This is a genomic window from Stutzerimonas azotifigens DSM 17556, assembly GCF_000425625.1.
GTDB classification, from domain to species: Bacteria; Pseudomonadota; Gammaproteobacteria; order Pseudomonadales; family Pseudomonadaceae; genus Stutzerimonas; species Stutzerimonas azotifigens.
This window is the reverse complement of the sequence record NZ_KE384413.1, coordinates 104,788-128,088: the sequence shown is the minus strand read 5'-3', so window position 1 is coordinate 128,088 and position 23,301 is coordinate 104,788. Positions and strand designations below refer to the sequence as shown.

Genomic DNA, 23,301 nt, shown 5'->3' with positions numbered 1-23,301 from the left:
CGCTCAAGGCTTGGGCAGGTACCCGGGAAGAGCCTCCATCCGCTTCATCCAGCCTGCGACGTGCCTGTAGGGTTCGAGGTCCACGCCACCTTCCGGGGCCAGTGCGACGTACGGATAGACCGCGCAATCGGCGATCGTCGGCCGACCCATCGCCAGCCAGTCATGGCGCTCCAGATGCCTGTCGAGGATGGAGAGCACGGCGGGCGATTTCGCCAGCGCCGCGTGCTTGTCCAGTGCGTAGCCGAACCTCTCCACCAGCCGCGCGGCACAGAGGCTGTGCTGGACCTCGTTGGTGGCAAACGACAGCCACTGGACGATCTCCGCCTGCCCCAGCGGGTGGGCCGGCCACCACGCCAGCCCGCCGTACTTGCCCGCGAGGTAGACCAGGATCGCCTGCGAGTCCCGGACGACATGGGCGCCATCTTGCAGAATCGGCAGCTGCCCCAGCGGATTCAGGTCCGACAGCGGAGGCCGCTTGTGTTCGCCGCCCGGGATATCCACTGGCACCCGTTCGAGTTCGATACGGGCCAGAGACGCGAAGAGCCTGACCTTGTAGCAGTTGCCGGACGCATCCAGATCGTACAGTTTCATTGCGCATCTCCTTCGACGAGTTGATTGAATTCGAGGACATTGCCGTCGGGGTCGCGGATGAACAGCGCGACCCGTCGGGGGCCGATGGGGTGCGGCCCCTCGGTGATGAGGATGCCCCGTTCGCCCAGCCAGCCCTGAAGCACCTCGAGGTCATCGACGATGAAGGCCGGGTGGGTCATGCCCGGCAGCTTCACCGGCGCATCCAGCAGGACGTTGTGCGCATCGGGGATGCGGGCGCCGTTGAAGATCAGGTTGATACGCACCCCGTCGGCGCTCACCATCTCGTTGGCCTCGAACAGCGGAAAGCTCGCGGTCTCCACGAACCCGAGCGCCTGGTAGAAGGCCATCGCCCGGGGCTTGTCGCTGACGCGGATACCGATGTGGTCGTAGCAAAGAATGCGCGCTGGGCTGGGTCGCTCGGTCATGGCAGTCGCTCCGGTTGAGGTCGGTCACCGAAGTGTCTGCCGGTCTGCCCGTTTCACCTATGGCTTGAACCTGACAATACTTGTGCATTGAACGCAGAGATCGAAGGTGGCAATGGACAGGCTCAAGGCAATGGCCAATTTCGTCCGGATCGTCGAAAACGGCAGCCTGAGTTCGGCGGCCGAGGCGACGGGCCAGTCCGTGGCGTCGCTCGTGCGCTCGCTGGCGGCGCTGGAGCGCCACCTGGGGGTTCGATTGCTGAACCGCAGCACGCGGCGCATGGCTCTGACCGACGAGGGCCAGGAGTACCTGGCCTGGAGCCGCCGCATGCTCGCGGACTTCGACGACATGGAGCAGCGCCTGGCGGCGCACGACGGTGTCGTTCGCGGCCTGCTGCGCCTGACCGCGCCCGTCGAGTTCGGCCAGCGCTACGTCGCACCGCTGGTGAACGCCTTCCTCAAGGAACATCCCGAGCTGCGCATCGAGCTGAGCCTGAACGACCACCTGCTCCCGCTGCTCGACGAGCGCCTCGACCTCGCGCTACGTATCGGCCACCTGCCCGACTCGACCATGGTGGCGCGCCAGGTCGGCGCCACCCGGCTGGTGACCTGCGCAAGCCCCGACTACCTGCGCAGCGCCCCGGCCATCGACAGCCCGGCGGCGCTACGCGACCACGCCTGCATCGCACTCGCCTCCCAAGGCCGGCACTGGTACTACCGCCACGACGGCAAGGAACTCGCCGAACCCACCACGCCGAGGCTCGTATGCAACCAGATCCGCACCGCCAGCCTGGCCTGCGTGCAGGGCCTGGGCATCACGCGACTGATGCACTACCAGGTGGCGGACGAGCTGGCCGATGGGCGGCTGGTCCGGATACTCAGGGCGTTCGAGCCGGTGGACCTGCCGATCCAGCTGGTTTATCCGCATTCGTTGCAGCTTTCGCCGCGGGTGAGGGCGTTCGTGGAATGGGCAGGGCCGCGGTTGGAGAAGGGGGTGCCTGATCCTGAGGGCTAGTGTCTGTTTTCGGCCGGTGTGGCGCTTAAAGCAGATATCCGCGACTTGCCGCTGTTATTCGGGCTCCGCAAACTCCTAACGCACCCTCATCCTCCTCGCCTGGCGATATGAATTTTGGCCTTGGTTATTCGGGATGGAAAGGTGAAGCGCGCTTGATTTTTATCTGGAATGTCGAGCGATGGCGTCTGGTCGTTTCAGTCGCTTTGTACCGGGTGCGTGTGATGCCGATCCCATTCGGCGCACAGCTTTCGAAAAGACCGGCTCCGGTCAAACGCTTGCTGGAAGTCAAAACGTGCTGTAAATGCTGGCTGGTCGGTTGTTTCGCCATAAGCGCGATTGTTCATTCTTTCGCGTATCCATCCTTTGGCATTTCGGGGAATTTCAGGGTCAACCTCTTCATCCGGCGGTGCAGAACAAAAACCACGGTGTCCGTGTAGCGATGCCGCGGCTGCAATAAACCATGCTTCATATTCCCGATTGGCCAATACCACCGACACAGGCCTATGCGGTACACAAGCTTGGTCACGTTGTAAAATTTTTTCCCCCAGGGTGGCCGGGCAATCATCATCAGCGTCCAGCAGCACCAGAATCCACCCATTCGCACCACATTTTTTGGCTGCCAAAGAAAGATGACGTTGGAATTCTTCATTTCGGTTAAGGAAACGATCCTTATATACGCGAATGGGTGTTTGTACGTCAGGAAACTGACCAGGGGTACGCCATTGGGCTAAGCGACGCAGCAGGATTGGTACTGCTGCCACTTCGCCGTCTCCCTCGACGATGCTGACGATTTTCATGCTTCGCCACTCCCAAATAGCTCGGTTTGTCGTCGTTCTTGGGCGTCTAGGAAAGCTCTGTCAGGCTCTAACTGGTTCAGGCGAAGTAGTTCTCCTGCTGAAAACAAATGCTGGTGCATGCTCTCTCGTGAGGCTTCGTCCAGCGGTGCAATGCGCGTTTCCCCTCCTTCGGAAACAACGGCGAGGATCGCATCCATGGATATATTTCGATCATCGAGAAGATCCGGACTATGGCTTGTCACAATGATCTGAGTATTTTGCGATGCACGCACTAGCGCCTCGCGCAACGCGGAGCTCGCGGCGGGATGCAAGGCCGTTTCCGGTTCTTCGATACCTACTAGAGACGGTGAATAGTCACGATTGGCTTGGAACAATGCCACTAGTACTCCAAGCGCGCGCAGAGTGCCGTCAGACATATTTTGCGCAAGAAAACGCCAAGGATCCTTCGATCCTGCCATGTCCTGCCGAAATTCCAACGTCTCCATAGGCCCTACCTGTTTGCGCTGAACCCCATGAACCATGGGAACCACTACGTGAAGATATTCCTCAATGACCTTCGTCTGGCCGTCATTCACCCGCTCTAGGTGCCCAATTACGCTGGCAATGTTCTCTCCTGCCGACTTAAGTAACCGTCCTTCCTGCGGTTTCTGTAACTCGCGCATTAATTTTGGGTTCAGGTTGTAAAGGCTCATGCAGGAAAGTGCGTCGAAGACCGGGCGGAAAGCAGCCATCCCTGATGCTGCTACCAGTGCCAGACGATCTGCGGTTACCGCCGGAAAGGTAGCCTCGCTACTGTCACGTAGTTTCCCCCGTTGGATACGATAAAACGGTCCTTTGCCAATACCTTCGATGACGCATTCTTCCGTTTGGACTTCATATCCACGGTCCTTAAGTGCGCCCACGTTGAAGGCAAAATGTCCCTGCCGTCCATTTGGAAGACAAAACTCCAATCGAATACCAAAGTGCGTTGGGTGGCCGCGAGAACGGCGCCGAACTTCGCTTAGGCCGCCACGCTCATTTAGTGCGTTGTCCAAAGAGCCATTCAACGCGTCACTCACCAATTGAAGTGCATCGAGGAAATTGCTTTTCCCCGCACCGTTGCCGCCTACTAAATATGTAAGTGGGCCTAGTTGGATGTCGCAATGGCCAATGCTTTTATAGTTTCTAAGAACAACACGCTGTAGGAATACAGTTTCGCTCATGGCGAGCTCCATTAAAAATTAATAAGAGGCTGTTGAATGATGGCTTATCTAAAAAAATTAAATCGTCATTACGTGATTTGCTTGTGCGGTGTTCGTCGATCATGCAAATGCTCAGGCAAAGTCTATCCCTTGCGAGCAAGGAAGTCTCAACGCATGCAAGTCTGCTTTTGTGAATGTATGGATTTTTGGGGTTCTTAGCATTCATTTGCTCGCTATCGTTCGGGCATGAGCTAGTGCAATAATGCTTAATTTAACAACAGATATATAATGAGATGACAGACTCAAAAGCTGAGCTTTATCAAGCACCACGAGGTCCTTTACCTTGCCCCGGCGCTTGATCATAAACCACGCCGACCCATAACCGGCGCATGCTCCCCCATCAACTCAACAATCCAATCAATAAACACCCGCAGCTTGGCGCTGACGTGCCGGTTCGGCGGGTAGGCCACGTACATGGGCATCGGGTTGAGTTGCCAGTCTTTGAACAGCGGCACCAGCTCGCCACGGGCCAGGTGCTCGCGGGACATGTAGTCCGGCAGCCAGAGGATGCCGAGGCCGGCGAGGCCCGCGGCGAGGTAGGCATTGCCGTCATCGACGGCGAGCACGTAGCGGCCGAGCACCTCGACGCGTTCGCCGTGGCCATGCATGGCGTAGGGGAAGACCTTGCCGGAGCGCGCCCATAGAAAGCCGACGATGCGGTGGTGGGTGTCTTCCAGCTCGCGCGGATGCCGGGGCGTGCCGGCGCGTTCCAGGTAGCTCGGCGCGGCGTAGACGCCCAGGCGCAGGTCGCCGACGTGGCGGGCCACCAGCGACTGGTCGGTGATTTCCCCGCCGCGCACCACGCAGTCGACGTTCTCGCCGATGAGGTCGACCCGGCGGTCGCTCACGCCCATGTCGAACTGGATGTCGGGGTAGCGCGCGTGGAAGGCCGGCAGCGCCGGTACCAGGATCATGCGCGCGAATGGGCTGGGCACGTCCACCCGCAGCCGGCCCCTGGGCGCGGCCGAGGCGCTGGACAGGCTGGTCTCGGCGTCGTCCATGTCGGCCAGCAGGCGCACCACGCGTTCGTAGTAGGCGGCGCCGTCGGCGGTGACATTGACCTTGCGCGTGGTGCGGTTGAGCAGGCGGACGCGCAGCCGTGCTTCCAGCTGCTGGATCAGCTGGGTAACGCTGGTCTTGCTCATGTGCAGGGTCTCGGCCGCCTTGGTGAAGCTGCCGGTTTCCACCACGCGGGCGAAGGCCTGCATCGCATCGAAACGGTCCATCGCTGCTCCTGTCTTTCGGCTTGCAATTGTTTGGAATCTGCAAACAGTCTTGGCTGGGCTTGCGAGTTTATCCAGCGAGGAGGCGGGCCTACAGTCCCTCCATCGTCAATACACGGGCCGGCAAGGCCCACCACTGGAGGTGACTCTCATGGCCAAGCGAGACGTGGTCTTCCCAGCCGGGCGCCAGGCGCTCTACGAACTCAATCGTTATTCGCCGGCGGTCCGTGCCAACGGCTTGCTGTTCGTGTCCGGGCAGGTCGGCAGCCGCGAGGACGGCTCGCCTGAGCCGGAGCTGGAGACACAGGTCCGGCGCGCGTTCGAGAACCTGAACGCGATCCTGAAAGAGGCGGGCTGCACCTTCGACGACGTGGTCGACGTGACCGTCTTCATGGTCGAACCCGAGGCGATCTTCGAGCGGGCCTGGAACCTGGTGGTGTCCGAGTTCTGGGGCGAGGCACCGCACCCGACCGTGACTGCCGTCGGGGTGACCTGGCTCTACGGCTTCCAGTTCGAGATCAAGGTGATTGCCAGGCTGCCGGAGGAGGGCGAGGGTCGAGAGCGGTGATGGCGACGGGTGGGCGTAGGGTGGGCAGCGAGACCGGCACTGGATGTAGGAGCGACCTTGGTCGCGAACGGATTCGATCGCCGGCGCTGCGTTCCTTCGCGAGCAAGCTCGCTCCTACGGTGGGGCGAAGCCAGAGATGGGACCGGACGCTTCGCTTCAGCGCGCCTGGAGACCAGACTTTCGGCCTCTGGTGGGCTGAAGCCCTACGCTGTCATACCGGCGCAGGCCGGTACCCCGTTGGCGCCGGGCGGAGTGTGCCTGGATGAAGGGCAGGGGAAGGGCGGCTATCCTTCCAGACTTTCGAGGAAAGAAGCCCTCGGCATGGAGGAAAGCCCATGAAGATCGCAGTGACCAGCGTGCTCGTCGACGACCAGGCCAAGGCGCTGGCCTTCTATCGGGACGTGCTCGGTTTCGAGCTCAGGCACGACATCCCCATGGGCGAGCATCGCTGGCTCACCCTCACGTCGCCGGGTGATCCCGACGGGGTCGAGCTAGTGCTGGAGCCTGATGCTCATCCCGCGGCGAAGCCGTTCAAGGCGGCGATCAAGCAGGACGGCGTACCCTTCACCTTCTTCGCGGTGGACGACGTGCAGGCGGAGTACGAACGGCTCTGCGCGGCCGGTGTCCGTTTCACCCAGCCGCCGACCGCCATGGGTGCAGTCACCCTCGCCGTGTTCGACGACACCTGCGGCAATCTCATCCAGATCATCCAGCAGGGCTGAAGTGCCCATCCCCTCAGATCTTGCGCATATGGATGTTCAGCGTCTGCACCCGGTAGGCGATCTGCCGAGGCGTCATGCCAAGCAGGCGGGCGGCCTTGGCCTGGACCCAGCCGGCCTGTTCCAGGGCGGCGATGACGCGCTCGCGATCGTCAAGGCTGTCATCGGCGAGGTCGACTTCGGGGAGCGGCGCCAGCGGCGCGGCGTCGTGGTCGAGGCCGGTGAGGGAAACCACGTCGCGGCTGATGGTGCCGTCCTCGCTCATGATCGCCGAGCGCTCCAGGCAGTTCTCCAGTTCCCGCACGTTGCCGGGCCAGCGGTGGCTCACCAGCAGGCGCAAGGCGCTGTCGGTCAGCGTGAGCGGGCGGCCCTGCTGGCGGGCGATCTTGGCCAGGAGGAATTCGGCCAGTTCCGGGATGTCGGCACTGCGCTCGCGCAGCGGCGGCACGCGGATGGCCATGACGTTGAGGCGGTAGTAGAGGTCTTCGCGGAACTTGCCTTGCTCCACCTCGTGTTCCAGGTCGCGGTTGGTGGCGGCGACGATGCGCACGTTGACTCTCACCGTCTGGGTGCCGCCGACGCGCTCCAGTTCGCCCTCCTGCAGCACCCGCAGCAGCTTGGCCTGGAACATCGGCGAGATCTCGCCGATTTCGTCGAGGAACAGGGTGCCGCCGTCGGCCTGTTCGAAACGCCCCTTGCGCTGCTTCACGGCACCGGTGAAGGCGCCTTTCTCGTGGCCGAACAGTTCCGATTCGAGCAGGGTTTCCGGTAGCGCGGCGCAGTTCAGGCGCACCAGCGGCTGGTGCGCGCGCGGCGAGTTGTAGTGGATGGCGCTGGCGATCAGCTCCTTGCCGGTGCCGGATTCGCCAAGAATGAGCACGGTGCTGTTCCACTTGGCCACCCGCCGCACCTGGTCGAATACCCGGCGCATGGAGACGGTGTTGCCCACCACCATGTTCTCGAAGCCGTACTTGGCGCGTATCTCGCGGCGCAGTTCGTCGCGTTCGTTGGCCACTTCCTGGCCGTCTTCGATGTTCACCACCAGGCGCACGCTCTGCGCCAGCAGGCGGGCGACGATTTCCATCAGCCGGGTGCGCTCGGGCATCAGTTCGTCGGCGCGGCGGTCCGGTTGCGCGGCCAGCACGCCGATGGTGCTGCCGTCGCTGGCCTTGATCGGCACGGCGATGAAGGGCAGGTCCATGTCGTACAGCGCGAGACGGTCGAGAAAGCGCGGCTCGGCATCGACGCGTCCCAGCACCACGCTGTTGCCGTGCTTGAGGATGCTGCCGAACACGCCTTCGCCAAGGCGGTAGCGGGTGCTTTCGCAGGCGCGCACCACCTCTTCGGAGTCGGTGTGCACGGCGCCGACCTGCAGGGTGCCGTTCTTCGGGTCGCAGATGGAGACCAGCCCGTGCAGCAGGCCGAGGTCGTCGTGCAGCACGGCAAGCACCTCGGCCAGCTGTTCCTCGATCGGCTGGCCGCGGTTGAGGATGCGCGAGATGTGCGCCAGCGCCTGAAGCTGACTGTCGAGCAGCTCGCTGCGGCTGGGCGCGGCGGAGTGTTTGGCGAGTGTCGAGTTCATGCGCTGGCCCTCCCGTCAGCTGGCCGAGAAGGGCAGTTCCACCACCACCTTGCAGCCCGGGTGGTAGCTGGTGTCGATGTGCACCGTGCCGGCGTGCTCGGTGACGGTCTCCTGCACCATGGCCAGGCCCATGCCGCGCCCGGTCTTGTGCGGCGGCTTGGTGCTGAAGAACGGCTCGAACACCTTGAGCGCCAGCTCGGGGGCCACGCCCGGGCCGCTGTCGGCGATTTCCAGGCGCACCACCCGCTGGCCCTCTACGCGGGTGTTGATGAGCAGTACGCGCGGGTTGTCCTGGTTCTGGCTCATGGCCTCGATGGCGTTTTCCAGCAGCTGCTTGATCATGCTGCGCAGCCGACCCTCGCTCCCCATCACCCAGGGCAGGCGCAGCGCCGGTTGCCAGTCGACGACGATGCCCTGGGCGAGCAACTGGTCGGTCATCAAGCTGACCACTTCGCGGATCAACTGGTTGACGTTGACCGGGACGCAGTTGCCGGTCTGGCGCAGCGGGATCGAGCCGCTCAGGCTCTCCAGGGCATCCATGCCGGCCTGGCTGGCTTCGCGCATGGCGCTGAGCACCGGGTCGCCGTCGGCCTTGTCGCCGAGGCGGCGCTCGAGCATGTGCAGGGCCGCGCTGATCAGGTTGACCGGGCCCTGCAGGCGGTGGATGGCGCCGTTGAAGGTTTCGCGCATGCCGTCGAGCAGCTCTTCCTCGGCCATCAGCACCTTCAGCGCGTTGAGCTGCGAGGCCTGCTGCTGCTGGCGAAGGCCGCTGATGTCGTTGACCGTCAGCAGCAGGTAGCACTCCTCCGTGGGGGAGAAAAACTCGTGGGCGCGCTCGTCCTCGATACGGATGGCGCGGCCATGGCAGGACAGCCAGCGCGGCGCGTGGCCGCCCAGGTCGAAGGTGACCTCCTTGCCGGAAAACGCCTGGCCGCGGGCGTGCAACGCCTCGATGGGGCCGGCGAGGTTCTCGCGCAGCAGCTCGACCAGCCGGGTGGGGGTGGCGTCCGCGCCGAGGTCGCTGGCCAGGCGGTTGAAGCTGGGGTTGGAGAGCATGATGCGGTAGTCGCGATCGAGCACCGCGATGGCCGCCGGGGCGCTGTCGACCACCGCCTCGATGATCAGGCGCTGATTGCTGACGCGCTGCTCGAGCTTGTGCAGGTCGCTGCTGTCGCGGTGCATGCCCAGGTAGTAGACGGTCTGCTCGCGTTCATCCAGCACCGGCGCCACGGTCAGCTCGGCGAGGTAGGAGCTGTCGTCCTTGCGCCGGTTGATGAGCATGCCGGACCAGGCCCTCTTCTGCGCCAGGCGACTCCAGAGCGCCTGGTAGACCAGCCGCGGCGTGGTGCCGTTGGACAGCACCGACTCGTTCTTGCCGATCACCTCGCTGCTGTCGTAGCCGGTGATGGCGCTGAAGGCGCGGTTGGCATAGAGGATGTTGGCCTTCAGGTCGGTGATGGAGATGGCGATCGGCGCATGCTCCACGGCCTGCTGGAACACCTCGGGCGCCAGCCCGGCGGACACTGCGGGTTGCCCTGCGTCTGGGATGACCTGGGTCATTTGCATTTCCTCATCGATGCGGCGAAGCCGGCGTCTGCGCACCGGTTCCACGCGGCAAAGCCATACGGTGAACAGGGTTTTTGCAAAGGCCGTGCCGCTGGTCGCAGCCCTGCCCGGCAGGCCTGCATGGCCGGAAATACACAGCGCAGCGGCGTTTCGGGCCCTGGTTCGAGGCTTCGGACTGTTGCAAATCCCACAGGGAGGCGCACTCACTTCCCCAGGGCTGTCGCAAATCCCACAAAGCCCGCTGCGCCGGCTGCGCCGGGGCAGGCGCTATCTCGCCTTTCGTTGATCTGCATCAATGAATTCGGGCCTCCCGCGGGACCGCAGGACGCCTGCAGGGGCGTGGCATGCTTGATGCAAAAACCCTCCGGCAGGCGGCACTGCCCGACAAGGGTGCAGGCCGCTGAAAACACCGGGAGGGGTTATGGAATATGCGCTGTTTCTGATCGGTACCGTGCTGGTCAACAACGTGGTGCTGGTCCACTTCCTCGGCCTGTGTCCGTTCATGGGGGTGTCCGGCAAGCTCGACCCCTCGCTGGGCATGGGCCTGGCGACGACCCTGGTGATGACCCTCGGCGGCCTCAGCAGCTGGCTGCTGGAGCACTACGTGCTGTTGCCGCTGGGCATCGGCTTCCTGCGCATCCTGTCCTACATCCTGGTCATCGCCGGGCTGGTGCAACTGCTGGAGATGATCATCCGTAAGGCCAGCCCGCCGCTGTACCGCTCGCTGGGCATCTACCTGCCGCTGATCACCACCAACTGCGCGGTGCTGGGCGTGCCGCTGATCAGCGCCCGCGAAGGCCACGGGCTGGCCGAGGCGGGGTTGTTCGGGCTGGGCTCGGCGCTGGGCTTCGCCCTGGTGATGGTGATCTTCGCCGGCCTGCGCGAGCGGCTGGCGCTGGCCAGCGTGCCGGCGGCCTTCGCCGGCGCGCCCATCGCTTTCGTCACCGCCGGGTTGCTGGCGATGGCCTTCATGGGCTTCGCCGGTCTGATCTGAACGCATGCGGCCGGCGAGGCTGGCGAAGGAGGAACGATGTTGGGCGCAATTCTGGTTCTCGCACTGATGGGCCTGCTGCTGGGCGGCGGCCTCGGGTTGGCGGCGCGCTACCTGGCGGTCTCGGAGGAGAACCCGCTGATCAAGGAAATCGAGGCGCTGATGCCCGGCAGCCAGTGCGGGCAGTGTGGCTATCCGGGTTGCAGCGCGGCGGCCAGCGCCCTGGTCGAGGGGCGTGCGGCGGTCACCTGTTGCCCGCCCGGCGGCGTGGCGCTGGCCGAGCGCCTGGCCGAGCTGCTGGGCGTGCCGCTGGATGCCGGCGCCATCGCCGCGCCGGTGCTGGCGCGCATCGAGGCGGCCGAGTGCACCGGCTGCATGCGCTGCTACCGCGCCTGCCCGACCGACGCCATCGTCGGCGCCAGCGGGCAGATCCACTGTGTGCTGAGCAACGCCTGCACCGGCTGCGGCAAGTGCCTGGAGGCCTGCCCGGAAGACTGCATCGCCCTGGCGCCGCAGGCGCCGACGCTGGACCACTGGCGCTGGGCCAAGCCCCAGGCCGCCTGATTCGGGAGCCGATCATGTTCAACCTCGCGCACATCCGTGGCGGCATCCATCCCGCCGCCCACAAGGACCGCTCGGCCGCCCTCGGCATCGCCGCGCAGCCGCTGCCGCCGCGCCTGTACCTGCCGTTGCGCCAGCACGCCGGGGCCGAGGCGTTGCCGCTGGTGAGGGAGGGCGCGCGGGTGCTCAAGGGCCAGCTGCTGGCCGGCTCGCCGACCGAACTCTCGGCGCCGATCCATGCGCCGAGTTCCGGGCGCATCATCGCGATCGGGCCGATCGAGGCGCCGCACCCGTCGGGGCTCCAGGCCAACGGCATGGTTCTCGAGTGCGATGGCGAGGATCGCTGGGTCGACCTGGATGTGCCGGCCGACCCCTTCGCCGAAGACCCGCTGCGGCTTGCCAACCGCGTCGCCGAGGCCGGCGTGGTGGGGCTCGGCGGGGCGATCTTCCCGGCCGCGGTGAAGCTCAGGCAGGGCGCGAAGCACGAGATCAAGACGGTGCTGGTCAACGGCAGCGAGTGCGAGCCCTACCTGAGCTGCGACGACCGGCTGATGCGCGAGCGCGCCGAGGCGGTGGTCGACGGTGCGCGGCTGATCCAGCACATCCTGCGCGCCTACAGCATCGTCATCGCCATCGAGGACAACAAGCCGGCGGCGCTGGCGGCCATGCGCGCGGCCAGCGAGCCCTACGGCGCCATCGAAGTGGTGGCGGTGCCGGCGCTCTACCCGATGGGCTCGGCCAAGCAACTGATCTGCCAGGTCACCGGCCGCGAGGTGCCGGCCGGCGGGCGCAGCACCGACGTGGGCGTGCTGGTGCACAACGCCGGCACGGTGTACGCCATCCAGCAGGCGCTGCGCCACGGGCGGCCGCTGATCTCGCGGGTGGTGACGGTGGCCGGCGGCTGTGTAGGCAACCCGCGCAACGTCGAGACCCTGATCGGCACGCCGGTGCAGGCGCTGTTCGACAGCTGCGGCGGGTTGCTGCGCGAGCCGCGGCAGCTGCTGCTCGGCGGGCCGATGATGGGCGTGGTGCTGCCCTCGACCCGGGTGCCGGTAATCAAGGGCGCCACCGGACTGCTGGCGCTCGACCGCCACGAAGTGCCGCAGCGCGAGAGCGCGCCCTGCATCCGCTGTTCGCGCTGCGTGGATGCCTGCCCGATGGGCCTGGCGCCGCTGGAGATGGCGGCTCGCACCCGCGTCGACGACCTCGACGGCGCCAGCGAGTACGGCTTGCGCGACTGCATCCTGTGCGGCTGCTGTTCCTACGTCTGCCCCTCGCACATCCCGCTGGTGCAGTACTTCCAGTACGCCGTCGGCCAGCAGGACGAGCGCCGCAGCGCTGCGCGCAAGAACGACTACATCAAGCGGCTCAGCGAGGCGCGCGCGGCACGCCTGGCCGAGGAAGAGGCAGCCAGGGCGGCCGCCAAGGCGGCGAAGAAGCGCAAGGCGACGGCCCCGGCCGGCGAGGTGTCGCCATGAGCGCCCAAGGCATCGCGGCGGGGCCCTTCGCCCACGATCGTTCCTCGGTCGACCGCATCATGCTGCACGTCTGCCTGGCCCTGCTGCCGGCGACGGCCTGGGGCCTGTACCTGTTCGGCTGGCCGGCGATCAACCTGTGGCTGCTGACCTGCGCCAGCGCCGTGGCCTGCGAGGCCGTCTGCCTGTACCTGCTCGGCCGGCCGCTGCGCCGCCTGCTGGACGGCAGCGCGCTGCTCAGCGGCTGGCTGCTGGCGCTGACGCTGCCACCCTGGGCGCCCTGGTGGATCGCCGTGGGCGGCAGCGTCTTCGCCATCGGCATCGGCAAGCAGCTGTACGGCGGCGTCGGCCAGAACGTCTTCAACCCGGCGATGCTGGCGCGGGTGGCGCTGCTGATCGCCTTTCCGCTGCAGATGACCACCTGGGCCCTGCCCCTGCCGCTGGGGGCGGAGGGCGCGCCCGGCTGGCTCGAAGGCCTGCGCATCACCTTCGCCGGCGGGACGCTGGCCGATGGCCTGAGCGGCGCCACCGCGCTGGGCCAACTGCAGACCGAACTGACGCTGGGGCACGGCGCGCCCCAGATCCTCGCCGAGCATTTCGCCCTGCTGCCGGCCTTTCTAGGCTACAGCGGCGGTAGCCTCGGCGAGACCTCGGAGCTGCTGATCCTGCTCGGCGGGCTCTGGCTGCTGGCGTTGCGCATCATCCACTGGGAAATCCCGCTGGGCATGCTGCTGACAGTGGCGGCGCTGGCGGCCCTGGCGCACCAGATCAACCCGCAGGTGCACGGCGGCGGGCTGTTCCACCTGACCTCGGGCGGCTTGCTGCTGGGGGCGCTGTTCATCGCCACCGACCCGGTAACTTCGCCGATCAGCCGCAGCGGGCGGCTGATCTTCGGTGCCGCCTGCGGCGGGCTGATCTTCATCATTCGCAGCTGGGGCAGCTTTCCCGAGGCGGTGGCCTTCGCGGTGCTGTTCATGAACGCCCTGGTGCCGCTGATCGACCGGCTTTGCCGGCCGCGCGCCTATGGCCGCAACGCGCGCGGCAAGCCGCTGGTGGCGGCGAAGTGGACCAGCCAGGTGAAGGAGGTGGACAAGGTATGAGCGAGCCGATCGAGGAAACGCTCGTCAGGCCCGGCTGGCGCGAGCGGGTGTCGTACCAGGCGCTGTCGCTGGGGCTGGTCTGCGCGCTGGTGGCGCTGGCGCTGCTGCTCGGCGACCAGGCGACCCGGCAGCGGATCGCCGAGGCGCGGATACAGGACCGCCTGGCCGTGCTGCGCCAAGTCCTGCCGTCGTCGCTCTACGACAACAATCCACTGGCCGATGCCTTCGAGGTCGAGGACGCCGAGCTCGGCACGCTCGAGCTGTATCCGGCGCGGCGCGGGGGGCGGCTGACGGCGACTGCCTTCCAGGTCAGCACCGTCGGCTACGGCGGCCCGATCGTCCAGCTCATCGCCATCGATACCGAGGGCCGTATCCTCGGCGTGCGGGTGCTCGACCACAAGGAAACCCCCGGCCTGGCGGACAAGATCGAAGTCACCCGCAGCGACTGGATCAAGGGCTTCGACGGCCTGTCGCTGGCCAACACGCCACTGGAACGGTGGGCGGTGAAGAAGGACGGCGGCCAGTTCGACCAGTTCGCCGGAGCCACCATCACCCCGCGGGCCATCGTCAGGGGCGTGCTCCAGGCGCTCGAGTTCCAGGCCCGCCAATCCAGTGAGGAGACCCGGCCATGAGCAGCCATTGCGGATCGCCAGACGCCGCAGCGCCCAAGCCCAAGGGGCTGTTCAGCTACTTCAGCTCGGCGCTGTGGGACTACAACGTCGCCCTGGTGCAGATGCTCGCGCTATGCCCGGCGCTGGCGGTCACCACCACCGCCACCAACGGCCTGGGCATGGGCCTGGCCACCACCCTGGTGCTGATGATCACCAACGCGATCGTCTCGGCGCTGCGCCACAGCATCTCGCCGGCGGTCCGCAACCCGCTGATGATCGGCATCATCGCCGGTGTGGTGACCCTCATCGACATGGCAATGAACGCCTGGATGCACGAGCTGTACAAGGTGCTGGGGCTGTTCATCGCATTGATCGTGACCAACTGCGCGGTGCTCGGCCGGGCCGAGTCCTTCAGCAGCCGCAACCCGGTGATCCCCTCGATCCTCGACGGCGCCGGCATGGGCATCGGTTTCACCTGGGTGCTGGTGGTGATCGGCGGGATCCGCGAGATCCTCGGCAGCGGCACGCTGTTCGCCCAGGCCTCGCTGCTGCTCGGCGAGCACTTCCGCTGGCTGGAGACAACCGTGCTGCCGGGCTTCCAGGGCATCCTGCTGGCGATCCTGCCGCCGGGGGCGTTCATCGTTCTCGGCTTCGTGCTGGCGTTCAAGCGGGTGGTCGATCGCCGCCGCGCCGAGCGACGGATCAGGACCCACGGCGAACTGGTGGTGTTGCAGTGAACCCGGCCGAGGAGCGAAGCGCGCCATGAAGATTTCCGTTGTATACGCCGCCCCCCGGCAACCGTTGCTGCTCGATTGCCGCGTGGAGGAGGGCTGCAGCGTGGCCCAGGCCATCGAGCGGTCCGGCCTGCTGCGCTACTGCCCGGACATCGACCTGAACCGGCAGAAGGTCGGTGTCTACGGCAAGTTCGTCAGGCTCGACAGCCCGCTGAAGGAGGGCGATCGGGTGGAGATCTACCAGCGCATCACGCGCGTGCTGGACGAAGACGACGATGACGACGACTGAGAGCGTCGCAGACAACCACCGTGATGAGAGAACAGCCGAGAGAGGAGCGACCGATGGACAACCAGCCCCCGAGCATGAACCGTGAAACCGCATTGCGCATCGCCCTGGCCGCCCGGGCATTGCCCGAGGTGGGCGTCGGGCGTTTGCTGGAGATCCTGCATCAGCGGATCGACGGCGAACTGGACGAAGAGAGCCTGCAGCGCGTGACCGTCACCGACCTCAAGACCGCCTTCGCCAGCGCCGACGGCGAGGAGGATGGCGAGGACATCGGCATCGGCCTGCCGGCGCTGAAGGAGGCGGTGCGCATCCTCTGGGGCGAGGGGGTCGGCGACGAGCTGCCGCAACCGGAGGCCCTGGATGGCGTGCCGGAGGGCTCGATCCGGGTGGCCATCGCCTCCAACAATGGCGAGCGCCTGGACGGCCACTTCGGCTCCTGCCTGCGCTTCCTGGTCTACCAGGTCGGCGTCGACAGCCTGGCGCTGGTGGACGTGCGCTCGGCGCTGGAAACCGAATTCGCCGAGGATCGCAACGGCGCGCGGGCCGAGCTGATCGGCGACTGCCAGGTGCTCTACGTGGTCTCCATCGGCGGCCCGGCGGCGGCCAAGGTGGTCAGGTCCGGCCTGTATCCGATCAAGAAAGCCGGCGGCGAGGCACGGCGGATCCTCGCCGACCTGCAGACCGTCATGGCCGGCAACCCGCCGCCGTGGCTGGCCAAGCTGCTGGGCGTGGGCGCGGAACAGCGGGTGCGCTTCGACCGCTCCGACGACGAGGTGGCCTGGGCATGAGCGGCATGCGCAGGCTGGTCGCCGTGGCCATCGACCGCCACGGCAAGGTCGCCGGCCATGCCGGCCGGGCACACCACTGGCAGGTGTACGACATCTGGCCCGGCGAGGCGCCGGAGTCGGTCTATCGCCTGGCGCTGGACGAGCAGGCCTGCCTGCACGAATGGCACGTCAGCACCCGGCCCGAACGCCATCCGCTGCACGCGGTGGACGTGGCGATCGCCGCCAGTGCCGGCGACGGTGTGGTGCGCCGCCTGGGCGAGCGCGGCGTGACGCTGCTGACCACCGCCGAAAGCGATCCGGAACATGCCGTGAAAGCCTGGCTCGCCGGCAGCCTGCGGCCAGGCTTGCCGCATGAGGAACCAGGCTGCGGCGGCGAGGGGCATAGGCATCCGTAATGGCGGATTGGCGGACTGAAAAAGGCCGGAAGCTTGAAAAGCATCGCCCCGAGGTCGGGCCTCCCACAAAAAGCAGCCGGTGCACGCCTAACCCTGTGGGAGGTGCGCCCCCGCGGCGATGCAGGCCGGAGGGCTGAGCTGGAGCCTGAAGGCTGAAAAGCATCGCCCCGAGGTCGGGCCTCCCACAAAAAGCAGCCGGTGCACGCCTAACCCTGTGGGAGGTGCGCCCCCGCGGCGATGCAGGCCGGAGGGCTGAGCTGGAGCCTGAAGGCTGAAAAGCATCGCCCCGAGGTCGGGCCTCCCACAAAGCAGCCGGTGCATGCCTAACCCTGTGGGAGGCGCGCCCCCGCGGCGATGCAGGCCGGAGGGCTGCGCTCGACTCTATGTCGCGAAGGAGTAAAGCCATGAGATCCGATCGGCCCGTCACCGGGCGGAGCGTCCAGCTGCCGCCGCGCGTCAACCTGCTGTCGACTACCAACCTCGAAGGCATCATCACCTACGTCAATCCGGATTTCGTGGCGATCAGCGGCTACCAGGAGGAAGAACTGCTCGGCCGGCCGCACAACCTGATCCGTCACCCGGACATGCCGCGCCAGGCCTTCGCCGATATGTGGGCGGCGCTGCGCTCAGGGCGCTCCTGGATGGGGTTGGTGAAGAACCGCTGCAAGAACGGCGATCACTACTGGGTGAACGCCTATGTCACGCCGATCCTGCGCAAGGGGCGGGTAGTGGAGTACCAGTCGGTGAGGACCGCCGCCACGGCCGAGCAGATCTGCGCCGCCGAGGCATGCTATGCGCGCCTGCGTGATGGACGGCGGTTGCCCGGGCGCGCTCTGGCAGTGCACCGGAGTGGCGGCCTGGTCGCCCTGTGCCTGGCGGCGCTCGCCGGCGTCTTCGCCTTCTTCGCGCTGGGGCCGGCCACGGCGGCGACGCTGCTCGCGCTTGGCGTGCTGCAGGCGGCCTGCCTGCACTGGCTGCTCGCGCCGTTGCGCGGGCTTGCCGGGCAGGCCCGGCGGGTGGCGTGCAACCCGCTGGGCAGCTACCTGTACAGCGGGCGAACCGACGAAGTCGGCGACATCGCCTTCGCGCTCTCCAGTCAGGAGGCTGAACTGGGGGCGGTGCTCGGCAGGGTCGCCGACGCGGTGCGCCAGATGGAACCGCTGCTGGAGAACCTGGAAGCATCGGTCAGCGGCGGACGGCAGATCACCGAGCAGCAGCACCGGGAAACCGAGCGCGTCGCGGTGGCCGTCGGGCAGGTGGTTTCGAGCATCCACGAGGTGGCCGGCAGCACCCGGCAGAGCGCCGTCTCGATGAGCCAGGCGGCACAGGAGACCGATTCCGGGCTGGCCCGGGCCGGGCAGGCGAAGGCGCTGGTGGAAACACTGGCCGCCGAGGTCAGCGAGGCGGCGGTGGTACTCGAGCGGCTGTGCGAGCAGTCCCGGGCTATCGACCAGACCGTGGAGATGATCGAGATGGTCGCCGAGCAGACCAACCTGCTGGCGCTCAATGCCGCCATCGAGGCGGCGCGGGCCGGCGACGCCGGGCGCGGCTTCGCGGTGGTGGCGGGTGAGGTGCGCAACCTGGCGCGGCGCACCCAGGGCTCGACGCGGGAAATCAAGACGGTCATCGAGGCATTGCAGGCCCGTGCCGGCGTGGCGGCGGCAGCGATGGAGCATTGCCGGTCGCGTGCCGACGACGGCATGGGCCAGGTGCAGCGGGTCGCCGAGGATCTGCAGGCGGCACAGGTGCGTCTGAGCCGCCTGCACGAGCTGAGCCGCGACATCGCCGAAGCCACCCGGGTCCAGGAGCAAGCCAGCGAGGAGGTCCGGCAGAGCGTCGAGAGCATTCGCCAGGCCTGCCAGTGCAATGCCGACAGCAGCGAGCACAGCCATCGCTGCGCTTCCGCGGTTGCGGGCCAGGCCGCCCGGTTACGGCAGCTGGTCGATCAGTTCGCCCAGCGGGCGGCCGGCTAACGGAGCCGGGCCGGAAACAAAAACTCCCCTCGGAGCACAGGGGAGTGGCTTATCGCCAAGGTAGGGGATGGAAAAGGCCCGCGACAGGACCCCGTAGGTTGGGTTGAACCGCGGAGCGGTGAAGCCCAACGAGTCACGGCGGCCGGCATCATGTGCGGAGAACCGGCACCGCGCATGTGTCACATGATGCTCCGCCGGTTGGGCTTCGCTGCGCTCAACCCAACCTACGGGGCTCAACCCAGCCTACGCTGCCGGGAGAGTGCGCTCGCACGGCTTCAGACAGGCCCGCGCGCCTCGCGGCGCTGGGCGACGGTGCAGCCGAGGGCGGCCTCGTAGCCTAACGTTTCCAGCTTCGGCCGGTAGTCGCGCAGCGCGGCGTAGACGGTGAGCACCTTGTCCTCGGCGCTCTGGCCCTTGAAGTCTTCCTTGTCCAGCCGCAGGTCATCGGCCAGGGTGTTCCACACCGCGCCTTCCTCATGCGCCTGCAGCAGCAGGGTGACGCCGTCGAGCTCGGTATACAGCGACCTGCCGAGGTTCTCGACGTAGAAAATCACCGGCGCGCCGTCGGCCAGGTCGCCGCGGTAGCGTTCGACGAACAGCGGCAGGTGGGCCAGTTCGATCAGGGCACCGGCCATCATCGACAGCTTCCCCTGCTGTTCCAACATCACCGCCTGCTTGACCACGGCGGTCGGCGGCAGGCGGCGGCCGGAGGCATCGTCGATCTCGCCTTCCTCGAGCACCAGGTCGCCGCGGAAGGCGTAGGTGTCCGGCTTCGTGGTCGCGCCATTGACGCTGACGTTGCACAGCAGGTTTTGCGTTTCGTAGGTTTTCAACAGCATGGTCATGCTCTCTCGTGGGGAAAACGGGTCAGGCCACCTGCGGCGCGCCTTCGGCCAGGCCGAGCAGGTCGTGCCAGTCGGCCTCGATCAGCTCGAGCTGCTTGCGCAGGCAGACCTTGCGGTCCTTCGCCGTGGGCGAGGGGAGCAGCGCCCAGCCGGCGGGCGTGGCGGCATCGTGGATCAGGTCGCTCATCACCATGCGTTCGGTGTCGCGGTTGAACTGCATGCCGAGGAACAGGTAGCGGCAATCCTTGCGCCGCTGCTTGAGCCAGCCGGGAATGGCGAAGCCGCCCATCAGTTCGGTGATGTAGTCGACGAAGTCGGCGTCGCTGGCGACGTAGGAGGGCGTCGGCAGCGGCGTGCCCAGCGGCTTGAACAGCACCGGCAGCGCGGGATCGACCTCGCTCTGGTCGATGCGCTGATAGCGGCCTGCGTCGAAACGGTAGATATCGAAGCGGTAGGGGCTGGCGGCGATGCGCGCGGCGCCGACCACCAGAATATGCGGACGGTCGGCATAGCAGCGCTGCAGCTGGGTGTCGCGGTTGCAGTCGATGACGTAGGGCAGGTTCAGCCCGGCCAGCCAGCGGTGCAGTGGCGCGGGTGTCCAGTTGTCGCCGCCGTAGGTCTGGGTCAGGAAGCGCTCGATGAAGCTGCGGCCCTTCTTGTTCTCCAGGTGCATGGCCGCGCGCGGGAACTCGTACATCAGCCGCGGCGCCATCGGCTGCCCGCCGGTCATGGCGAGGATCAGGCTTTCACTGTCGGCCGGCATCGGCTGGCCGGTCTGGCGGTCGACCACGCCGCGCAACACGCCGGGCCCCAGGTAGGGCACCAGTTCATGGGCGCTAAGGCGGGCGACGATCTCCCTCAACGGATCGTTCACGGCGAGTCTCCTGCTACGGCCGGTTGTGGTTGCCGATAGCCGATCGCAATAACCGAGCCAGCCGCCGGACGCGCGCAACCCCTTGATATGTGGGGCGGCGAGTGCCGCGATAGTTGCCGTTCAACCGATAAGGGAAGTGGTGAAGGCGACAATTGTCGGGTTCGCAACAGTTGCCGGCAGGGGAAGAAAAGTCATCTCCAGCGGCTTCGTTTTTTGTAGCCATTGCAACAGCGGCGACTGTCGATTGTTACCTATCGGACTGCCGTTAGTTGCCCGTCCTGAGCAAATAAAGCAAGCAAAAACAATGGGATAGTTTCTTGGGAAAACGCTGGCACAAAGGCTGCTACCGGCCTGTTGCGCAGGCTTGTGCGTGCCCCTAGCCCACGCCAGTGGAAAACGAAACCTGAGGAACTTGATTATGGCAATGCGTCAATGCGCTATTTACGGGAAGGGTGGGATCGGCAAATCCACCACCACCCAGAACCTCGTGGCGGCCCTGGCCGAACTCGGCAAGAAGGTGATGATCGTCGGGTGCGACCCCAAGGCCGACTCCACCCGCCTGATCCTGCACTCCAAGGCGCAGAACACCATCATGGAAATGGCCGCCGAGGCCGGCACCGTGGAAGACCTGGAGCTCGAGGACGTGCTCAAAACCGGCTACGGCGACATCAAGTGCGTCGAGTCGGGCGGTCCGGAGCCGGGTGTGGGCTGCGCCGGTCGCGGCGTGATCACCGCGATCAACTTCCTCGAAGAGGAAGGCGCCTACGAGGATAACCTGGACTTCGTCTTCTACGACGTGCTCGGCGACGTGGTCTGTGGCGGCTTCGCCATGCCCATCCGCGAGAACAAGGCCCAGGAGATCTACGTAGTCTGCTCCGGCGAGATGATGGCGATGTATGCCGCCAACAACATCTGCAAGGGCATCGTGAAGTACGCCAACTCCGGCAGCGTGCGGCTCGGCGGGCTGATCTGCAACAGCCGCAACACCGACCGCGAGGACGAGCTGATCATGGCCCTGGCCGACAAGCTGGGCTCGCAGATGATCCATTTCGTCCCGCGCGACAATGTCGTGCAACGCGCCGAGATCCGCCGCATGACGGTCATCGAGTACGACCCCGCCGCCAAGCAGGCCGACGAGTACCGGACCCTGGCGAAGAAGATCGTCGAGAACAAGAAGCTCGTCATCCCTACCCCGATCAGCATGGACGAGCTGGAAGCCCTGCTCATGGAGTTCGGGATCATGGACGAGGAAGACATGAGCATCGTCGGCAAGACCGCCGCCGAGGAAGTCGTCGCCTGATCGCTTCAGCAGAACGGGGCAGGGCGGATGGGCCCTGCCGGGGTGTCGCACCGTGCCCGGCACGGTGCGGTGCGCCCGTGACCCGCACATGAACGCAAGAGGAGGTCAATCATGACCGGTATGTCCCGCGAAGAGGTGGAATCCCTCATCCAGGAAGTCCTGGAAGTCTATCCCGAGAAAGCCCGCAAGGACCGCGCCAAGCACTTGTCGCCCAACGACCCGACGCTCGAGCAGTCGAAGAAGTGCATCACCTCCAACAAGAAGTCCCAGCCGGGGCTGATGACCATCCGCGGCTGCGCGTATGCGGGCTCGAAGGGTGTGGTCTGGGGGCCGATCAAGGACATGATCCACATTTCCCACGGGCCGGTGGGGTGTGGCCAGTATTCGCGTGCCGGGCGGCGCAACTACTACATCGGCACCACCGGGGTGAACGCCTTCGTCACCATGAACTTCACCTCGGATTTCCAGGAGAAGGACATCGTCTTCGGCGGCGACAAGAAGCTGGCCAAGCTGATCGACGAGGTCGAGACGCTGTTCCCGCTGAACAAGGGCATCTCCGTGCAGTCCGAGTGCCCCATCGGGCTGATCGGCGATGACATCGAGGCGGTCGCCAAGAAGAAGGCCGCCGAGCACGAGACCACCGTGGTGCCGGTACGTTGCGAAGGTTTCCGCGGGGTGTCGCAGTCCCTCGGCCACCACATCGCCAACGACGCCATCCGCGACTGGGTGCTGGACAAGCGCGACGACGACACCAGCTTCCAGACCACGCCCTACGACGTCTCCATCATCGGCGACTACAACATCGGCGGCGATGCCTGGTCCTCGCGCATCCTGCTCGAGGAAATGGGCCTGCGCGTGGTCGCCCAGTGGTCCGGCGACGGCACCCTCTCCGAGATGGAGCTGACGCCCAAGGTCAAGCTCAACCTGGTGCACTGCTACCGCTCGATGAACTACATCTCGCGGCACATGGAAGAGAAGTACGGCATCCCGTGGATGGAGTACAACTTCTTCGGTCCGACCAAAACCGCCGAGTCGCTGCGGGCCATCGCCGAGCACTTCGACGACAGCATCAAGGCCAAGTGCGAGGAAGTCATCGCCCGCTACCAGCCGGAGTGGGAAGCGGTGATCGCCAAGTACCGCCCGCGCCTGGAGGGCAAGCGCGTGATGCTCTACGTCGGCGGCCTGCGCCCGCGCCACGTGATCGGCGCCTACGAGGACCTGGGCATGGAAGTGGTCGGCACCGGCTACGAGTTCGGCCACAACGACGACTACGACCGCACCCTCAAGGAAATGGGCAACGCCACGCTGCTCTACGACGACGTCACCGGCTACGAGTTCGAGGAGTTCGTCAAGCGCATCAAGCCTGACCTGATCGGCTCCGGGATCAAGGAAAAGTACATCTTCCAGAAGATGGGCATTCCCTTCCGGCAGATGCACTCCTGGGATTATTCCGGCCCGTACCACGGCTTCGACGGCTTCGCCATCTTCGCCCGTGACATGGACATGACCCTGAACAACCCGTGCTGGAAGAAGCTGCAGGCGCCCTGGCAGAAGGCCGAGGAGTCGGCCGAGAAGGTCGCCGCCAGCGCCTGACCCCGCAATCGTAACCCCAGCCCCGCCGCGGCTGCGCCGCGGCCGGCTTCC

General features: G+C 66.0%; 24 protein-coding genes. 15 read left to right on the top strand and 9 right to left on the bottom strand.

Annotation, left to right across the window (positions count from 1 at the left end):
• Positions 1 to 3 precede the first annotated feature (3 nt).
• Together H610_RS0117035 and H610_RS0117030 are read right to left on the bottom strand one after the other, a co-directional pair.
• Entirely contained in the window at positions 4 to 591 is a 588-nt protein-coding gene (locus H610_RS0117035) for a glutathione S-transferase family protein (RefSeq protein ID WP_028240808.1), read from the bottom strand.
• On the bottom strand, positions 588 to 1,016 hold the full coding sequence (locus H610_RS0117030) for a VOC family protein (RefSeq protein ID WP_028240807.1): 429 nt from the start codon (positions 1,014 to 1,016) through the stop codon (positions 588 to 590). The genes H610_RS0117035 and H610_RS0117030 overlap by 4 nt, the downstream gene beginning before the upstream one ends.
• A gap of 112 nt (positions 1,017 to 1,128) precedes the next feature.
• On the opposite strand from H610_RS0117030, the gene H610_RS0117025 reads away from it, so the two are divergent.
• Positions 1,129 to 2,028, top strand: a complete 900-nt coding sequence (locus H610_RS0117025; protein WP_028240806.1) for a LysR family transcriptional regulator — start codon at positions 1,129 to 1,131, stop codon at positions 2,026 to 2,028.
• Positions 2,029 to 2,222: 194 nt separating this feature from the next.
• Here H610_RS0117025 and H610_RS25100 read toward each other — a convergent pair whose 3' ends face one another.
• The 3 genes from H610_RS25100 to H610_RS0117020 all read right to left on the bottom strand — a co-directional run bounded on the left by H610_RS25100 (position 2,223) and on the right by H610_RS0117020 (position 5,292).
• On the bottom strand, positions 2,223 to 2,825 hold the full coding sequence (locus H610_RS25100; protein ID WP_084166489.1) for a DUF4276 family protein: 603 nt from the start codon (positions 2,823 to 2,825) through the stop codon (positions 2,223 to 2,225).
• Positions 2,822 to 4,027, bottom strand: a complete 1,206-nt coding sequence (locus H610_RS25095) for an AAA family ATPase (RefSeq protein WP_084166488.1) — start codon at positions 4,025 to 4,027, stop codon at positions 2,822 to 2,824. Before H610_RS25095 ends, H610_RS25100 begins: the two co-directional genes overlap by 4 nt.
• A 338-nt stretch (positions 4,028 to 4,365) precedes the next feature.
• On the bottom strand, positions 4,366 to 5,292 hold the full coding sequence (locus tag H610_RS0117020; protein ID WP_028240805.1) for a LysR family transcriptional regulator: 927 nt from the start codon (positions 5,290 to 5,292) through the stop codon (positions 4,366 to 4,368).
• A 148-nt stretch (positions 5,293 to 5,440) separates the two neighbouring features.
• Between H610_RS0117020 and H610_RS0117015 the strand changes: the two genes are divergently transcribed.
• Together H610_RS0117015 and H610_RS0117010 are read left to right on the top strand one after the other, a co-directional pair.
• Positions 5,441 to 5,857 carry a RidA family protein gene (locus H610_RS0117015; protein WP_028240804.1) on the top strand — a complete coding sequence of 139 codons (417 nt, stop codon included), beginning with the start codon at positions 5,441 to 5,443 and terminating at the stop codon, positions 5,855 to 5,857.
• A 335-nt stretch (positions 5,858 to 6,192) separates the two neighbouring features.
• On the top strand, positions 6,193 to 6,579 hold the full coding sequence (locus tag H610_RS0117010) for a VOC family protein (RefSeq protein ID WP_028240803.1): 387 nt from the start codon (positions 6,193 to 6,195) through the stop codon (positions 6,577 to 6,579).
• A 13-nt stretch (positions 6,580 to 6,592) separates the two neighbouring features.
• On the opposite strand, the gene nifA is transcribed toward H610_RS0117010, so the two are convergent.
• Positions 6,593 to 8,158, bottom strand: a complete 1,566-nt coding sequence (nifA, locus tag H610_RS0117005; protein ID WP_028240802.1) for a nif-specific transcriptional activator NifA — start codon at positions 8,156 to 8,158, stop codon at positions 6,593 to 6,595.
• 15 nt (positions 8,159 to 8,173) lie between these two features.
• On the bottom strand, positions 8,174 to 9,718 hold the full coding sequence (gene nifL, locus H610_RS0117000) for a nitrogen fixation negative regulator NifL (protein WP_028240801.1): 1,545 nt from the start codon (positions 9,716 to 9,718) through the stop codon (positions 8,174 to 8,176).
• A gap of 427 nt (positions 9,719 to 10,145) precedes the next feature.
• Between nifL and rsxA the strand changes: the two genes are divergently transcribed.
• The 10 genes from rsxA (at position 10,146) to H610_RS0116950 (ending at position 18,638) form a co-directional block, all read left to right on the top strand.
• Positions 10,146 to 10,718 carry an electron transport complex subunit RsxA gene (gene rsxA / locus H610_RS0116995; RefSeq protein ID WP_028240800.1) on the top strand — a complete coding sequence of 191 codons (573 nt, stop codon included), beginning with the start codon at positions 10,146 to 10,148 and terminating at the stop codon, positions 10,716 to 10,718.
• 36 nt (positions 10,719 to 10,754) lie between these two features.
• Positions 10,755 to 11,279, top strand: a complete 525-nt coding sequence (locus H610_RS0116990; RefSeq protein ID WP_028240799.1) for an RnfABCDGE type electron transport complex subunit B — start codon at positions 10,755 to 10,757, stop codon at positions 11,277 to 11,279.
• Positions 11,280 to 11,293: 14 nt separating this feature from the next.
• On the top strand, positions 11,294 to 12,754 hold the full coding sequence (gene rsxC / locus H610_RS0116985; protein WP_028240798.1) for an electron transport complex subunit RsxC: 1,461 nt from the start codon (positions 11,294 to 11,296) through the stop codon (positions 12,752 to 12,754).
• A complete protein-coding gene (locus tag H610_RS0116980; protein WP_028240797.1) occupies positions 12,751 to 13,851 on the top strand; it encodes an RnfABCDGE type electron transport complex subunit D in 1,101 nt (366 codons plus the stop codon). Before rsxC ends, H610_RS0116980 begins: the two co-directional genes overlap by 4 nt.
• Positions 13,848 to 14,483: an RnfABCDGE type electron transport complex subunit G gene (locus H610_RS0116975; protein ID WP_051231833.1), complete on the top strand. Its 636-nt coding sequence runs from the start codon at positions 13,848 to 13,850 to the stop codon at positions 14,481 to 14,483. Before H610_RS0116980 ends, H610_RS0116975 begins: the two co-directional genes overlap by 4 nt.
• On the top strand, positions 14,480 to 15,199 hold the full coding sequence (locus H610_RS0116970) for an electron transport complex subunit E (protein WP_028240795.1): 720 nt from the start codon (positions 14,480 to 14,482) through the stop codon (positions 15,197 to 15,199). The genes H610_RS0116975 and H610_RS0116970 overlap by 4 nt, the downstream gene beginning before the upstream one ends.
• A 25-nt stretch (positions 15,200 to 15,224) precedes the next feature.
• Positions 15,225 to 15,485: an RnfH family protein gene (locus H610_RS0116965; protein WP_028240794.1), complete on the top strand. Its 261-nt coding sequence runs from the start codon at positions 15,225 to 15,227 to the stop codon at positions 15,483 to 15,485.
• A gap of 53 nt (positions 15,486 to 15,538) precedes the next feature.
• Positions 15,539 to 16,270, top strand: coding sequence for a dinitrogenase iron-molybdenum cofactor biosynthesis protein (locus tag H610_RS0116960; protein WP_028240793.1), 732 nt, complete (start codon positions 15,539 to 15,541; stop codon positions 16,268 to 16,270).
• Positions 16,267 to 16,665, top strand: a complete 399-nt coding sequence (locus H610_RS0116955) for a NifB/NifX family molybdenum-iron cluster-binding protein (protein WP_028240792.1) — start codon at positions 16,267 to 16,269, stop codon at positions 16,663 to 16,665. The genes H610_RS0116960 and H610_RS0116955 overlap by 4 nt, the downstream gene beginning before the upstream one ends.
• A gap of 404 nt (positions 16,666 to 17,069) precedes the next feature.
• Entirely contained in the window at positions 17,070 to 18,638 is a 1,569-nt protein-coding gene (locus H610_RS0116950; protein ID WP_028240791.1) for a methyl-accepting chemotaxis protein, read from the top strand.
• A gap of 275 nt (positions 18,639 to 18,913) precedes the next feature.
• Here the strand turns inward: H610_RS0116950 and H610_RS0116945 are convergent, their stop codons facing one another.
• Together H610_RS0116945 and H610_RS0116940 are read right to left on the bottom strand one after the other, a co-directional pair.
• Positions 18,914 to 19,483 (bottom strand): hypothetical protein, encoded by a 570-nt coding sequence (locus tag H610_RS0116945; RefSeq protein ID WP_084166487.1) that lies wholly within the window; start codon positions 19,481 to 19,483, stop codon positions 18,914 to 18,916.
• A 22-nt stretch (positions 19,484 to 19,505) separates the two neighbouring features.
• Complete coding sequence (locus H610_RS0116940; protein ID WP_028240789.1) at positions 19,506 to 20,357, bottom strand: SIR2 family protein; 852 nt, start codon at positions 20,355 to 20,357, stop codon at positions 19,506 to 19,508.
• A 418-nt stretch (positions 20,358 to 20,775) separates the two neighbouring features.
• Between H610_RS0116940 and nifH the strand changes: the two genes are divergently transcribed.
• On the top strand, positions 20,776 to 21,657 hold the full coding sequence (gene nifH, locus H610_RS0116935; protein ID WP_028240788.1) for a nitrogenase iron protein: 882 nt from the start codon (positions 20,776 to 20,778) through the stop codon (positions 21,655 to 21,657).
• Between the two features lie 111 nt (positions 21,658 to 21,768).
• Positions 21,769 to 23,250, top strand: coding sequence for a nitrogenase molybdenum-iron protein alpha chain (gene nifD, locus H610_RS0116930; protein WP_028240787.1), 1,482 nt, complete (start codon positions 21,769 to 21,771; stop codon positions 23,248 to 23,250).
• The last annotated feature ends 51 nt before the right edge of the window (positions 23,251 to 23,301 follow it).

What these genes read in the sequence shown, in the direction of transcription:
- H610_RS0117035 (WP_028240808.1), bottom strand. Translation starts at nt 591, where the DNA reads ATGAAACTGTACGATCTGGATGCGTCCGGCAACTGCTACAAGGTCAGG.
- H610_RS0117030 (WP_028240807.1), bottom strand. Translation starts at nt 1,016, where the DNA reads ATGACCGAGCGACCCAGCCCAGCGCGCATTCTTTGCTACGACCACATC.
- H610_RS0117025 (WP_028240806.1), top strand. Translation starts at nt 1,129, where the DNA reads ATGGACAGGCTCAAGGCAATGGCCAATTTCGTCCGGATCGTCGAAAAC.
- H610_RS25100 (WP_084166489.1), bottom strand. Translation starts at nt 2,825, where the DNA reads ATGAAAATCGTCAGCATCGTCGAGGGAGACGGCGAAGTGGCAGCAGTA.
- H610_RS25095 (WP_084166488.1), bottom strand. Translation starts at nt 4,027, where the DNA reads ATGAGCGAAACTGTATTCCTACAGCGTGTTGTTCTTAGAAACTATAAA.
- H610_RS0117020 (WP_028240805.1), bottom strand. Translation starts at nt 5,292, where the DNA reads ATGGACCGTTTCGATGCGATGCAGGCCTTCGCCCGCGTGGTGGAAACC.
- H610_RS0117015 (WP_028240804.1), top strand. Translation starts at nt 5,441, where the DNA reads ATGGCCAAGCGAGACGTGGTCTTCCCAGCCGGGCGCCAGGCGCTCTAC.
- H610_RS0117010 (WP_028240803.1), top strand. Translation starts at nt 6,193, where the DNA reads ATGAAGATCGCAGTGACCAGCGTGCTCGTCGACGACCAGGCCAAGGCG.
- nifA (WP_028240802.1), bottom strand. Translation starts at nt 8,158, where the DNA reads ATGAACTCGACACTCGCCAAACACTCCGCCGCGCCCAGCCGCAGCGAG.
- nifL (WP_028240801.1), bottom strand. Translation starts at nt 9,718, where the DNA reads ATGACCCAGGTCATCCCAGACGCAGGGCAACCCGCAGTGTCCGCCGGG.
- rsxA (WP_028240800.1), top strand. Translation starts at nt 10,146, where the DNA reads ATGGAATATGCGCTGTTTCTGATCGGTACCGTGCTGGTCAACAACGTG.
- H610_RS0116990 (WP_028240799.1), top strand. Translation starts at nt 10,755, where the DNA reads ATGTTGGGCGCAATTCTGGTTCTCGCACTGATGGGCCTGCTGCTGGGC.
- rsxC (WP_028240798.1), top strand. Translation starts at nt 11,294, where the DNA reads ATGTTCAACCTCGCGCACATCCGTGGCGGCATCCATCCCGCCGCCCAC.
- H610_RS0116980 (WP_028240797.1), top strand. Translation starts at nt 12,751, where the DNA reads ATGAGCGCCCAAGGCATCGCGGCGGGGCCCTTCGCCCACGATCGTTCC.
- H610_RS0116975 (WP_051231833.1), top strand. Translation starts at nt 13,848, where the DNA reads ATGAGCGAGCCGATCGAGGAAACGCTCGTCAGGCCCGGCTGGCGCGAG.
- H610_RS0116970 (WP_028240795.1), top strand. Translation starts at nt 14,480, where the DNA reads ATGAGCAGCCATTGCGGATCGCCAGACGCCGCAGCGCCCAAGCCCAAG.
- H610_RS0116965 (WP_028240794.1), top strand. Translation starts at nt 15,225, where the DNA reads ATGAAGATTTCCGTTGTATACGCCGCCCCCCGGCAACCGTTGCTGCTC.
- H610_RS0116960 (WP_028240793.1), top strand. Translation starts at nt 15,539, where the DNA reads ATGGACAACCAGCCCCCGAGCATGAACCGTGAAACCGCATTGCGCATC.
- H610_RS0116955 (WP_028240792.1), top strand. Translation starts at nt 16,267, where the DNA reads ATGAGCGGCATGCGCAGGCTGGTCGCCGTGGCCATCGACCGCCACGGC.
- H610_RS0116950 (WP_028240791.1), top strand. Translation starts at nt 17,070, where the DNA reads ATGAGATCCGATCGGCCCGTCACCGGGCGGAGCGTCCAGCTGCCGCCG.
- H610_RS0116945 (WP_084166487.1), bottom strand. Translation starts at nt 19,483, where the DNA reads ATGACCATGCTGTTGAAAACCTACGAAACGCAAAACCTGCTGTGCAAC.
- nifH (WP_028240788.1), top strand. Translation starts at nt 20,776, where the DNA reads ATGGCAATGCGTCAATGCGCTATTTACGGGAAGGGTGGGATCGGCAAA.
- nifD (WP_028240787.1), top strand. Translation starts at nt 21,769, where the DNA reads ATGACCGGTATGTCCCGCGAAGAGGTGGAATCCCTCATCCAGGAAGTC.